The following is a 13,911-nucleotide window of genomic DNA, read 5'->3' as shown; positions in this document are numbered from 1 at the left end:
ATGAAAAATATTTTTATAATAGTAATTTTATTGTTTTCGTATAATATTGGATTTTCACAGATTTTCAAAAATTCTAATAATATATTTCCATATACTCCTGAAACGAGTAGTCTTTTAAAATATCGTGAAACACCTGTTTCAAATTATACAGGTGTTCCTAATATTTCAATACCAATTTATACCGTAAAATCAGGAAGCATAGAGGTACCAATTAATCTATCTTATCATGCGGGGGGGATACTAGTTTCTGAAATGGCAAGTACTGTAGGTTTAGGTTGGTCTATAAGTACTGTAGATCCAATCACTCGGAAAATTAATGGATTAGTTGATGAAAATGGTGTAATGGAAAACAATTCAGACAATATAGAAGGATTTTTAAATAATAATATAGACTATCAACAGAATTTATTAAATCTGATTAGGTATCCACAAAATAATCAACCCCTTTCAGATCTTATGCCCGATCAATTTAATTTATCTTTAAATGGCTTTTCTGGAAGTTTTTTTTATAATCCAAAGAATAAGAAAATAGTCACATTTCCAATATCAGATTTAAAGGTTGATTATAATAAAAGCGGTTCACAAATAAAAAAAATTGATACAATCAACATTACTGCAACTAATGGTATTAAATATACATTTGGAGGTGATGGAACAGAGACTTTTTATAATACTGCTACACCGTCTAGTAATTTTTATGGAGCCAATGCTTGGAAGATAAAGAGAATAAAAGGAATTGATAATAGTATTATTAATTTTTCTTACTTGTCTCACAATATTATCAAAAGAGCTATTGCACCACAGACAAGGCTTTTCCCATATACACTTCATGTATCAGCACTTGGGTGTAGTCCTTCTTCCAATACAGGAATTAATCCTGTTGAAACTGACACTCAGTTTTCATCAATGGAATCGCTTTTAGAAAGAATAGAAACTTCCGATGCTACAATTAATTTTATTTATTCTAATAGGTTAGATTTTAATGATTTAAAAAAACTTGATAAAATTATTGTTAAAAATAAATCAGATCAAATAATTTCAGAAAAAAGATTTAATTATGGATATTTTGAAACTATTCCTGAAGCTTCTGGGGTTTCAGATCCTACCGAGGATGTTACGAAAAGACTGAAATTACTTTCCTATCAAGAGTGTGATAGGGATGGAAAGTGTATAACAACTTCTTTTGAATATTATGAAGAAAACAAAATGACACAGAGGAATTCTTATTCTTCCGACCACTGGGGGTACTATAATGGTAAATTAAATAATTATGGTTATCCTAACGTGCCAATTAAATATTATAAAATTATGGGTAATTCTGTTGTAACTGTTGACGGATTTACTAAAGATCTTCAATCTGATTTAATCAGGATAGCTAATAAGGATGTTGATCCTTTATATACTCAAACTTTTTCTTTAAAATCAATTACTTATCCCGAGGGAGGAAAGAATGAATATATTTACGAACCTAATACAGCCAGTTCATTATTATATCAACCAAGTGATGAACATTATTTTTTAAAAACAAAAAAAGTACTTAACAAGGGTGAATTATTTGTAATAAGTGGTAGCGTAGAAGGAGATAATATTAACTATTCTCAACCACCAACAACAATTGAAAACAATTATACTAAAACATTTGTAAGAGAAATTGATCTTTCAAATTACGATAAGCATCTCAATTTGAAAATCACAAGAACATCAACCTTTAAAGCATCAACTTTTTCAAATTCGCTAGATAGCAGCTATTTATATGCATTATTTAGTATTTATTATTTTGAGAATGGAATTAAAAAATATTGGATATCAGATGTTCCACTAGATAGTGAAGTTACATTGGATTTTCATGAATATAATAGTCAAAATGTTCCGACCCAAAAGGTGTATGCGGAAATAAAACATATATATTGGGGGGGATTAAATTCCACTGGTAATATATCCAATTATATATATTTTTATTCTCAGGTAGGTTTTAGCTGGGAGGAGCCTGACCCCAATGCAATTGACACTCCCATCATTTTGGGTGGAGGAATACGCATCAAAGAAATCAAACAATATGATAATGATCAATACAAATATTCTACAAGATACTCCTATACAAAGAATGGAAATCCTCAGCGTTCAAGCGGAGTATTGTTTGATATTCCAATGTACAGTAAAAATAACAGAGTAGGACGAATTACCTCTGGGAGTTGTAGTGGAACAGCAGGTGGTTATGTTGGAGTGGGAAAGTCTGTAGAAGATGCTATTGAACTTTCTGTAAATCCTGTTATTACTGGTATGAGAACACAAGGCAAAACAATTGGCTATACAAATGTTGAAGTAGTAAAAACAGATGCTAATAATAATCCAAAAGGAAGAGAAATATTCCAATATTATACAGAGACACCATTACAGACAGGAGATAATTTTCTGGCTACCAATGAAAGTACTTCAGCAAAGTATGAATTTATGGAAAGTCGAGATTGGAGAAATGGACAACTGATAAAATATATAGCTTTTAAAAATGCAAGTGACACAATTAGAACAATTGAAAGAAATTTTTATATTTCAGGAGCTCCTGCTGCAATGGCAAATTATCTACTGGATAGAAATGTGAAGATGATTTTATATAATTTAATTTCACCTATAGATTATGTTCCAGGAGGAATTACATTCAGAGATTACGGACCACCAATATCATTCGCTACTGATTTATATATTAATGGTGTTTATCCTTCATATATTGGTATGAATTCAAATACTAGTCCTGCTCCTTTCCCAATTTTCGTAAGACACAACGATGCATTTTTATTGAAAAAAGAGACAACAACCGACTATTTCACTGACGGTCGTAAGAAAACAAAAACATCAGAATATTTTTATGAAGATGGACTATATCCAACAAAATTAACCTCAAAAAAAGATAGTTTTTCAGGAGAACATTTTATCATTAATACCAGCTATAAATATTCTTCTGAAAAAGGAAATCAAAAATTAATTACAGCCAATATGATTGATATTCCCTTAGAAACCGAAATAACTAAAACTATTGGAGTTATCAGCAAAACTCTTTCAAAAACAGAAACAAAATATGATAATCCATCGAACTTATTCCCAAGTTCTGTTGTATCCACTGATTTACAAAATGTTGTATCTACTGAATTGAGTTACGACAAATATGATAGTAAAGGAAATCTTCAGCAGTATACCACTAAAGATGGAGTTTCAACGGTAATCATCTGGGGATATAACGGTACCCAGCCTATTGCCAAGATTGAAAATGCAAAACTGGAGAACATTGGGCAGTCATTCATAGACAGTATTGTGAATGCCTCTAATACGGATGCAGCCGCTGAAAGAAATAATGATGAAACTACGCTGTTAAATGCATTTAAAACTTTTAAAGACAATTTATCCGACTATCAGATCACTACCTACACCTATGATCCATTAATCGGAGTGAGAAGTATTACCCCGCCATCCGGCATCAGGGAAGTTTATCTTTATGATGATGCGGGCAGATTAAAAGAAATCAGAGAGCAAAACAACACCGGAAAATTATTAAAAGAATTTAACTACCATTACAAAAACTAAAACCGATGAAAAAAATACTCATTCCCATAGGTATGCTGCTGATGGGCCATTCCGTCCATGCCCAGGCTACTCCGGGAGAAAACTATATTCAATCCAAGACTTATCTGGATTACAATGGAACAACTCCAACAAAAATCTCAGAAACTGTTCAGTATTTTGATGGACTCGGAAGGCCAAAGCAGGTAGTGAACGTAAAAGCTTCTCCCGGAGGAAAAGATGTGGTCACCCCTATTGAATACGATCAGTTTGGAAGACAGGTAAGAGATTATCTGCCCATTCCACAATCCGGAACCCAAAGTGGGGCTATATATAACTCCCCTCTTGGAAATGCCTCATCAGTATATGGCTCTGAAAAGATCTATTCAGAAAAAATATTGGAAAACTCTCCCTTAGACAGGATCCAGCAGCAGATCCAGGTAGGTAATGACTGGAGCAGTAAACCCGTAAAATTTGATTATGAAGCCAATGCAGATGGTGACGTAAAAAAATATGTGGCAACATTTAATTATTCCACCTTTGAATCCGGTATTACTTTATCAGGAACCTATGGAGGCGGCCAGCTGTATAAAAATACCGTTACCGATGAAGATGGCAATAAAACCATTGAATTTAAAAACGGCAGAGGCCAGGTTTTATTAGTGAGAAAAGTAATAAGCGCAACAGAAAACGCTGATACCTACTATGCTTATAACGATTATGACCAGCTTGCTTATGTCATTCCCCCATTAGCCTCTGTTTTACCAGCCATAGATCAAACCACATTAGATACTCTTTGTTACCAGTATAAATATGACGGAAAAAACCGATTGGTAGAAAAGAAAGTACCTGGCAAAGGCTGGGAATATATGGTGTATGACAAATCAGGCAGGTTAATTCTCTCCCAGGATGCCAATCTGAGGGCTGCCAATAAATGGCTCATTACTAAATATGATAAGCTGGGAAGAGTTGCCTATACAGGCTTTTTAACAGGAGGTGACATGGCTGGCCGGCAAAACCAGATTAAGGATCTGGTGATTACTGAAGATAGAAGTACCACAGGATTTACCCGAAACGGAATCACAGTATACTATACCGATGGCGCTTTTGTTGGTGAAATACCTACCATTTTAAGTGTTAACTATTACGATACCTATCCGGGATATAGCTTTAACCCACCATTTCCTGCCGTTATTCAGGGATCCGAAACGTTAAAAGAAACAGTATCCTCCGAAGGCAGAAGCACCAAAGGACTTCCTGTAATGAGTCTGGTAAAGAATATTGAAGATGATAACTGGACAAAGAATTACACCTATTATGATACCAAAGGAAGAGTAGTAGGAACCCATTCCATTAATCATTTAGGAGGATACACTAAAACAGAATCCAGGCTGGATTTTGCGGGAGTAGCTCAAAGCGTTATCACCAGGCATAAAAGGCTGGAAACAGATACAGAAAGAGTCATTACGGAAAACTTTGAATATGACCATCAGAACAGGCTGCTTACTCATAAGCATCAGGTAGACAGTAATCCAACAGAAATCCTTACCCAGAATAAGTACAATGAACTTTCCCAGCTGGAAACGAAGAAAGTAGGCGGGGCAGATACCGCTAATCCTTTACAGAGTATAGACTACAGGTACAATATCAGAGGCTGGATGACTAAGATCAATGATCCTTCCAATCTGAATGGAAAACTGTTCGGGTATGAGATAAAGTATAATAACCCCCAATACAGTACAGTCTCACCAGGAAAGTTCAATGGAAATATTGCGGAGATCGACTGGAAAAATTCATCTGAAGACATTCTGAAAAGATACAATTATGAGTATGATGTCCTGAACCGTTTAAAAAACGGCTTTTACTCAGAACCTAATGCTACTAATCCCTCTAATGGTAATTTTGATGAATATTTAACCTATGATCTGAATGGGAATATCAATACCTTAAAGAGAAAAGCGGTTCCTGTATCAGGGGGAACTTCTACTTTGGTAGATAATCTTGAGTACAAATACACAGGAAACCGTTTAAACCAGGTCATAGAATCAGCCATGAATGATACAGGGTATGAAGGTGGAAATAATATGATTGATTATGATTTGAATGGGAACATGATAAACATGAAGGATAAAGGAATCCAAAGCATCAGTTATAATTATCTCAATCTCCCTAAAGTTTTTTCCATTTATCATGCTAATCCTACCATAAGCCAGCCATTTAGCGCCAGTTTGGAATATTTATACCGTGCAGATGGAACCAAGCTCAGAAAAACCTACCTGGGGACACCTCCGCGAGGGAAAGTGAGTACCAGTATGACGGACTATCTGGATGGATTTCAGTATTCATATTGGGATAGTGGAATATGTACGTTTTGCCGTACAGAATTTGCCTTTGAACAGCAGGCTTATGGAAATCTTGGGACAACCTTTCCAGATCTGGGAGAAACTCCAACCTGGAAGCTTGATTTTGTAAATACCTCAGAAGGTTTTTACAGTTTCACCGAAAACCGTTATATTTACCAGTATAAAGATCATTTAGGAAATACCAGGGTGAGTTTTGCAAAAGACAGTGCAGGTGGTCTAGAAGTTACAGATACCAATAACTATTATCCTTTTGGTTTGAATCATATTTCAGGAATGTTTGGAAGTTCAAATTTTGGAGGGTATTATAGTTATAAGTACAATGGGAAGGAGCTTCAAGAGACAGGTATGTATGATTATGGAGCAAGATTTTATATGCCTGATCTGGGAAGATGGGGTGTGGTGGATCCGCTGGCGGAACAGTATCGTAGACACTCTACTTATAATTATGCAGTAAATAATCCTATTCGTTTTATAGATCCGGATGGACGAGGAGTAAATGATTTTGTTAAAAGAGAAGATGGGAGTATTTATTGGGATAAAAACGCAAACTCTCAGGCTACGACAAAAACTGGAGAAACTTATTTAGGAAAAACACTGAGCTTTAATTTTACAAGTTACATTGATGGAAAAAGTTGGGATGGACCTTTAAATGGCATTGTGGACGCATCAGGTGTTAAATTAACAAGTACATTAACATTGACCGGAAGAGAAAATGATGCTGGAGAATTAACAAGTTTGGTCGGAAATTTTAAGTCTGAACCTGGTGAAACTCCAGTAGGTGAACCAAGAATGTACTATCCTGGGGAGGGAGGAAGTAATAATGTATTCGATATGAAAACTACTTCAACAGGAATTAATGTAAATTTTGAACAACATGCAAGTGTATCTCGAATTGAAGAAGTTGGTTTAAATGCAGCTGGGTTTAAAATAGTAGATGTTGCTCAAAAACTAAATATCAATTATAACAGTAGTAATGGTAATCTTTCTGTAGATGCATACACTAATATATTCCCTTCAGCTAGTTTAACAGTTTCTGGTAATGGCAATACTTCTAAATTAATGCAATATAATCAACCGTCTTTTCCTGGAACTCACGCAGCTCCTCTAAAGGGATATTCATCTACATTTGTAGGTTCAGGAACCGTTTCGACAAAGCAGGCTGTGTATGATTACTCTTACTACCCATCAAGATTTTACAAAAGAAATTAATATGTTTAAAATTACCCTTACCAATAGTTTTTTGTATCTAATAATAAAATACATTATTTTCTTTTCTGTGCTTGCCTTTATAGGAGATAGATTTAAGAATATTGTATTAAATAATGCAGAAACATCAACCGAAATGTTTAAACTTACGTTAAATTATATTTTATATGTGTTGATATATATGATACCATTAATATTAGTTTTTATTTTTCCTCTATACTTTACATTGAAAATAAAAAAAGGAATATTTTTTTTACTTTCTATAGTATTACTTTTTATAGCTGAATATTGTTTTTATACATATTTGTATGCTTCTTCCAATAAAATTTTAGGAATCTACAATATCATAATAAGCGTAATTTTATTAGGGATATTTTTCTATAAATCTATACGGTTAAAATTTACAAGAGTATAAAACAACAAACCCGCTCAATGAGCGGGTTTGTTGTTTATCTAAAAGCCTGTTTGGTTTTAAAATTTTGGATATAAGTATCAATAACATTAAAGAGAATACTTCTGGTATCAGGATCCATTTTTTGAATATCATTAATACGCTCTACGATCTCTTTATCGAATGCAGCGTTTTCCCCTTCCCCGATTAAAAAATCTACAGTTACTTCAAAAGCTTTAGCCATTTTAGCTACCATCTCAATAGAGGGTAGGTTTTCATTGCGTTCATATTTTCCAATAATCTCCCGGGAAGCATCTATCTTCTGGGCAAGATCTCCTTGCGACCAGTTTTTCTGCTTTCTGAGCGTGCTTATTTTACTTCCGATGTTTAATGTATTACCCATATCTAGCCTGTATTACAGTGGAAACACAAATATAAGAGAACTTTGTTGCATAAAAAAGTAAATGATTACTTGCTTAAATGAGAAATAGTTTATGGTTTTGTGGAACAAGTTACACATCAAAAAAAATAAAATATTTTCATTATATCAGATATACCCCATAAACAAGTAAAGCTGCAGAGCCGTTACCGTTCCTGTGCGGGAGGTGAGAAAACCGTTCCCTGGCTTACCATCAGTGGCATGTGGTTAGAACGCCTGGGCTTTAAGGCGGGAGATATGTTGCGCCTTACCGTGCGTGAGAAACTATTGATTATAGAACCTTTGGGGGATGATAGTCTTGCAGCTCATGACTATAAAGCTGCCTTGCAGGAAGTAAAACAACACCTTAAAAAACTCTCCCAATGACTATTGAGCAGATCAAATCCCGGTTAAGACTTACTGAAGTTCTACAGCATTACAACCTGCACCCAAAAAACAATATGCTTTTGTGTCCCTGGCATGAAGATAAAAGAGCCAGCTTACAGGTGAACCTGGAAAAAGATTTTTACAAATGCCATGCATGCGGGAAGACAGGGGATGTTATCCAGTTTATAGAAGACTATGAGAAGCTGACCAAACACGAAGCGATAAAGAAAGCTGAATCATTGATTAATCCTGAAATATCCATATTGATAAAACCTAAAACTACCAAAGATAAAATCCAAGTAGACACGGACTTTTTAGAAAACACCTTCAGTTACTTTAGAAAAGCATTGTATTGCAGCATTCCTGCAAAAGGCTATATAGAAAAAAGGAACTTAGATAATAGTCTTCTAGAAATCGGTTATAACTCCGGGCAGTTCCACCATGGAGAAAGAAAAAACGATGCACTCATAAAAAAGACACTGGAAGCAGGTCTGTTACAGGATAAAGGACTCATTAACAACCGAACCAAAGAAAAGGGCTACAGTATCTTTGCCAATAAATGCATTGCGTTCCCTCTGAAAAATAGCAAGAATCAAATAGTTAGTTTATACTTCAGGAGTATTTTAGATAAAGAGAATGGGAAGCACTTTTATTTAAAAAACAGGCATGGCCTGTATCCGGGTTATCCCCATAAAGAAACCAAAAAACTTATTCTGACAGAAGCCATTATCGATGCCGCTTCATTACTCCAGATCAAAGAAATCCGGGACAATTACAGCCTGATAAGCTGTTTTGGAACGAATGGATTAAATGATGAGATACTGAACGCAATAAAAGAGCTTCAGCAACTGGAAGAAATTATCTTTTGATTTGATAATGACAAAGCCGGAAAAGCAGCCGTAGAAAAGTATGCGAAATTATTAAAAGACTATGTGCCTTCTAAGCAGATGGCTAATGAGCTCTTCCTTACCAAGGAAGAATCCCAGGAGCACCTGATTATGAGTCAGGTGGTCTATAGTTTTATAGAATTACCTTGTAAAGATGTCAAAGAAACATTACAGCTGCATGATGAAAGTATATTTAAAGAGCTTTTAGAAAACCGAAAATTTATTTTTTTAACTGAAAACGGCAGTGGTGTTGCAGGCCCTCTACAGTCTATCGGGGGTTCAAGTCCCTTCCTCTCTGCCATATCAGACGAGGGTTCGAATTCCACTGGCGACACGAAAAGCGGAACTGGTGTTTGAGACCAGTTCCATGAGAATAAAGGTTCAAGTCTTGGCAAGGCTACCATAAGTGTTGATTTTACAAAGGAAAAAGGCAACTTACCCCCAGAAATACCCCCGAAAAACAGCATAGACTTTTTACTACAAAAAGACTTACTTCAGAACCTTAATCAGCTGATAGAAAAATCCGGGATTATCGGTGAAGAACAGTCCAGGCTGCTATTATTCTTAATCACGATCAGTTATTTAAACAGAAGCCCTTTACATGGTATTGTCCAGGGAAGCTCCGGAAGTGGAAAAACCCACATGATAAGCAGAATTGCAGATTTAATGCCTCAGGAAGATGTGCTGAGATTTACAAGAATTACAGAGAGCAGTTTATACAATTGGGGTGAGTTCGATCTGTTCCAGAAGATCATTATCATTGAAGATCTGGACGGATTAAAAGAAGATGCATTATATGCCCTAAGAGAATTTATCTCTAACCAGGTATTAAGAAGTTCCGTTACTATCAAAGATAAAAAAGGGAACAATAAATCATCCCACAAAATCGTAAAAGGCCAGTTCAGCAGTTTATCAGCCACTACCAAAGGAGAAACCTATGAAGACAATATGAACCGTAGCTTTATTGTAGCGATCAACGAAAGTGAAGAACAGACAGAAAAAATCATCCATTATCAAAACCGTAAAAATGCCGGAGAGATTGATAAAAGCCAGGAACAAAAAGCAGTCAACCAATTACAGAATATTGTAAGAAATCTAAAGTATTACGAGGTGATTAATCCCTATGCCACCCGGATACAGCTTCCCAATAATGTAAAGAATAAAAGGCGGTTAAACGAAATGTTCCAATCCATCATTAAGCAAATCACAATCCTGCACCAATATCAAAGAGAACTGACAACCGACAACCAATTGCTAACAACCATTGAGGATATTGAGAACGCCGTAGAAATCCTGTTTGAAAGTATTATCCTAAAGATTGATGAATTAGACGGAAGTCTGAGACAGTTTTTTGAGAAGCTGAAGAAGGCTTTTACAGATAATCATTTTACAAGATTTGAAGCTATGGAAATCACAGGTTTTAAAAAAACACAGTTACAGTTCTACCTGAATGAATTGGTTAGACTGGAATATTTAAAACAGATAGGTTTTGCCAACAAAGGCTTTAAGTATAAAATATCTTACAATGATAATATACAGCGGATTAGGAAAGATTTAAAAGAAGCTTTTACCAAACAGTTGGAAGAACTGAAGCGGCATAAAAAATAATCGCCCGTGCAGCTACACACTAAACGCTGGCGAACACTAAACGGAAGCTAAACGAACACTAGAATATAAGTATGAGCCAATCAATAAAGGAAAACTCTGTAGCGTTCGGAAAAACACCAAATATTACAAAAGCTTTTTAGTCATAGAATATGGAAGAACTTTATTTATTCAGAAAAGAACTACAGAATTTAGGCTATTGCAAAACCGTTGTAAGCTCTTATCCAAAGCAGGTTGCAAAGTTTTTGAATCATACCCGGAAAGTCTATTTTGAAATCCAGCCTTCTGACATTGCAACCTATTATTCCTATCTGCAAACCATTCAAAGCCCAAGAACCGGGAAGCTGTTAAGTGAGAGTTATATCCATTCTATTTTACTGGCTATTAAACTTTACTTTGAGTATCTACAGCGAGCCGGACAGCGAAAAGATAACCCTTACCAGGTCAAGATAAAATCCCCAAAATCTGAAGAGAGGAAAGTATTTACAAAAGAAGAAATCCAAAAACTATACAGTAAAAGCAATCCGTTACAGACTATTATCCTACATCTATGTTATGCGTGCGGCCTACGCAGGAATGAAGCAGCAGAGCTTAGCATTAAGGATATAGATTTAGTAAGTTGTTTATTATACATACGAAAAGGAAAAGGTAAAAAAAGAAGAGTCATCCCATTTACAAAACAGGTTCAGCAAGATTTTAAGAGCTATATAGATGTGAAACACAAGATGCAGGATAACCGAAAATTACTCAATATTACAGCCGTAAGAATCTACAAAGAATTTAAAAATCTATTGAAGAAAACAGAGCTAGCCAATAAAGGTTTTGTACTTCATTGCTTACGTCATACCATTGCAACACAGCTATTGGAACAGGGAATGGAGCTTGAAAAAGTACGTGATTTTTTAGGACATGAATATTTATCAACCACTCAAATCTATACAAGAATCAATTATGGAACTGGAAAATTATCTGAAGAATGAGTTATCAGAAGCTACTGTAAAAAACTACCTGTATGAAATAGAAAAGTTTAGGAAGCATTATAAGAATCCAGGAAAGCTGAAGTACCAGAACATTATGGATTATGTTGAATTATTAAGAAAAACTTACAATCCACAAAGCATTAAAAGAACCGTTTATGCGATTAAGAAATACTATGATTATTTAGTAGAAACAGAGAAAATAAAACAGAACCCTGCACAAAATATTAAGATCCGGGACGGAAAAGAAAATCCTGTACAGCTGCAGGAACTCTTAACAGAACAAGAATTACAGAAGCTTTTAGAACCAAGAGAAGAACGTTATCCGATACTCACCAAACGGAATCAGATCATCATGAGTTTATTGGTGAACCAAGCCTTATTAACCAGTGATATTGAACGATTGAGAATCGGAGATTTAGATTTACAGAATGCCAGAATCAGCATCCATAAAACAGGAATTACCAACGAAAGAATATTAGATTTAAAAGCTGACCAGATCCTATTGTTTTATCAGTATTTACAAGAGGAAAGAGAAATGTTAACCACCTTCAGAACTGAGAAAGAGAATTACTTTTTATTAGGAAAACTGGGGGCTAAAATTACTTCAGATGACATTAATTATTTAGTCTCTACTTACAAGAAAAACTTCACCAAAAAACTGACTTCCATTACCATCCGCCAGAGCGTTATCAAGTTGAAATTAGACCAGGGCGAAAACCTGAGAAAGGTTCAATATTTTGCCGGACACAAACATGCAGATACCACAGAAAAGTATAAAGAAACAGGTGTAGATGCACTGCAAAATGCAATTAATCAGTTCCATCCGATAAGGTGAAAATCTTCAAAATGTTCAAAAAAACATTTTGTCCCTATTTTATTTTTGAAATTAGATTTTTTTTAAAACTGTACTGTTGTAAAAGTACAACAAAGAATAGTTTTTTTTTAAAGAGGAAATTAAGGAAACGATATCATTTTTTAGAAAAGAAATAATCCCTAAAACAGAAGAAATGATACCAATGATTGCCCAAAAATCCATACATCAAATATAATAAAATTAAAAATAAAATCCAACGTCTTGCATTTTGAATTAAATATCCCGCCCGCCACCAGAAAAAGACATTTTTCTCCAACGCTTGCCTAAACTTCCCTGAACTTTAATGCCATAGCAAATTACATAATAAAATTATACGTGCAGCAGCACCTAAACGTTGCCTTCCACTCCGCAAGCTCCGTTCCTGGCAAATCCATCGGCACCTATAATTTGAGATTATGTAAAATGCTTTCCTTAGCTTCGTGCAGAGCAACTCCGCTTCCAACGCCCCGAATCTTTCCATCCCAAAACCAGCACCAAAAAATACCTTTTTGCCCAAGCTTCAGCCACCCGAAATAAGGAAAAATGCGCCCCGCTCTGAATCGCCGTTGAAATGGAGGTATGTTAAAGGATGTGGATTTGTGGATAAAGCCGACGCTTATCCAGCACCAATTTTACCCACAAGTCCACATCTACAACAACAGCGACAACAATACCACCGGAACCACAAGATATATTACAAAAAGTATATATTTGTATACCAAATAAAATAGTCCGCTGGTCAGAGCGGACTATAAACTGAATTAAAAATGAAGTGATTGCGTTACTATTGTTCACGCAGTCACTTTTTACTTCCCTGCATTCTTCGAAACAATAACAAAAGTTATCATTGCTAAAATGATCAGGAAAAGCATTGCTAAAAAAAGAACATTGCTATCCATATTGATATTATACAATATTTAGTAAAAAAGTGAAGTGTTTTAAAAAAAATGTAACACATAAATTTTTCCCAAATATAATATTGAGATTTATAAATAACAGGTTTGCTAAAATCATTGTGCAATAATACCGTAGTTATTATAAATCAAAATAAAAATCCTCTGTCAAAATTGTTCAATACAGCAAATAAAAAATAAATCTACTAATAAACAAAGCTATTTTTGTTCGAGTTACTTATATATTGGCTCGCTATAACACTATTTTGGTATTAACATATTGTTTTAGTAGCTTATTACTATTATAAGCTTATAAAATATCAGCTTTAGTCATTCTTCCAGCAAATAAAAACATTGTCTGCTAAGCTTTCACTAC

Annotated in this window: 9 protein-coding genes; 8 read left to right on the top strand and 1 reads right to left on the bottom strand. The window is 34.8% G+C overall.

Annotation, left to right across the window (positions count from 1 at the left end):
- Positions 1–3,576, top strand: coding sequence for an RHS repeat domain-containing protein (locus tag EG339_RS21550; protein WP_123872008.1), 3,576 nt, complete (start codon positions 1–3; stop codon positions 3,574–3,576).
- A 5-nt stretch (positions 3,577–3,581) separates the two neighbouring features.
- Positions 3,582–7,124, top strand: a complete 3,543-nt coding sequence (locus EG339_RS21545; protein ID WP_123872005.1) for a DUF6443 domain-containing protein — start codon at positions 3,582–3,584, stop codon at positions 7,122–7,124.
- A 446-nt stretch (positions 7,125–7,570) separates the two neighbouring features.
- On the opposite strand, the gene EG339_RS21540 is transcribed toward EG339_RS21545, so the two are convergent.
- Positions 7,571–7,915: a helix-turn-helix domain-containing protein gene (locus EG339_RS21540; protein WP_123872002.1), complete on the bottom strand. Its 345-nt coding sequence runs from the start codon at positions 7,913–7,915 to the stop codon at positions 7,571–7,573.
- Positions 7,916–8,047: 132 nt separating this feature from the next.
- On the opposite strand from EG339_RS21540, the gene EG339_RS24820 reads away from it, so the two are divergent.
- From EG339_RS24820 to EG339_RS21510, 6 genes are all read left to right on the top strand, one after another.
- Positions 8,048–8,317, top strand: coding sequence for a SymE family type I addiction module toxin (locus EG339_RS24820; RefSeq protein WP_394343428.1), 270 nt, complete (start codon positions 8,048–8,050; stop codon positions 8,315–8,317).
- The gene (locus EG339_RS21530) at positions 8,314–9,186 is read left to right on the top strand and encodes a CHC2 zinc finger domain-containing protein (RefSeq protein ID WP_123871998.1); all 873 of its coding nucleotides are present in this window, start codon (positions 8,314–8,316) and stop codon (positions 9,184–9,186) included. Before EG339_RS24820 ends, EG339_RS21530 begins: the two co-directional genes overlap by 4 nt.
- 63 nt (positions 9,187–9,249) lie before the next feature.
- Positions 9,250–9,561 carry a hypothetical protein gene (locus EG339_RS21525; protein ID WP_123871996.1) on the top strand — a complete coding sequence of 104 codons (312 nt, stop codon included), beginning with the start codon at positions 9,250–9,252 and terminating at the stop codon, positions 9,559–9,561.
- A 285-nt stretch (positions 9,562–9,846) separates the two neighbouring features.
- Positions 9,847–10,812 carry a hypothetical protein gene (locus EG339_RS21520; RefSeq protein ID WP_123871994.1) on the top strand — a complete coding sequence of 322 codons (966 nt, stop codon included), beginning with the start codon at positions 9,847–9,849 and terminating at the stop codon, positions 10,810–10,812.
- 149 nt (positions 10,813–10,961) lie between these two features.
- Positions 10,962–11,789 (top strand): tyrosine-type recombinase/integrase, encoded by an 828-nt coding sequence (locus tag EG339_RS21515; RefSeq protein ID WP_123871992.1) that lies wholly within the window; start codon positions 10,962–10,964, stop codon positions 11,787–11,789.
- A complete protein-coding gene (locus EG339_RS21510; protein WP_164466474.1) occupies positions 11,761–12,624 on the top strand; it encodes a tyrosine-type recombinase/integrase in 864 nt (287 codons plus the stop codon). Before EG339_RS21515 ends, EG339_RS21510 begins: the two co-directional genes overlap by 29 nt.
- Positions 12,625–13,911: the final 1,287 nt, after the last annotated feature.

The sequence above is a fragment of the Chryseobacterium bernardetii genome, from assembly GCF_003815975.1.
GTDB classification, from domain to species: domain Bacteria; phylum Bacteroidota; class Bacteroidia; order Flavobacteriales; family Weeksellaceae; genus Chryseobacterium; species Chryseobacterium bernardetii.
The sequence above is the reverse complement of the archived record's forward strand: the minus strand, read 5'-3'. Positions and strand labels throughout refer to the sequence as shown.

Coding starts and splice junctions, on each gene's coding strand:
- EG339_RS21550 (WP_123872008.1), top strand. CDS start 1: ATGAAAAATATTTTTATAATAGTAATTTTATTGTTTTCGTATAATATT.
- EG339_RS21545 (WP_123872005.1), top strand. CDS start 3,582: ATGAAAAAAATACTCATTCCCATAGGTATGCTGCTGATGGGCCATTCC.
- EG339_RS21540 (WP_123872002.1), bottom strand. CDS start 7,915: ATGGGTAATACATTAAACATCGGAAGTAAAATAAGCACGCTCAGAAAG.
- EG339_RS21530 (WP_123871998.1), top strand. CDS start 8,314: ATGACTATTGAGCAGATCAAATCCCGGTTAAGACTTACTGAAGTTCTA.
- EG339_RS21520 (WP_123871994.1), top strand. CDS start 9,847: ATGATAAGCAGAATTGCAGATTTAATGCCTCAGGAAGATGTGCTGAGA.
- EG339_RS21515 (WP_123871992.1), top strand. CDS start 10,962: ATGGAAGAACTTTATTTATTCAGAAAAGAACTACAGAATTTAGGCTAT.
- EG339_RS21510 (WP_164466474.1), top strand. CDS start 11,761: ATGGAACTGGAAAATTATCTGAAGAATGAGTTATCAGAAGCTACTGTA.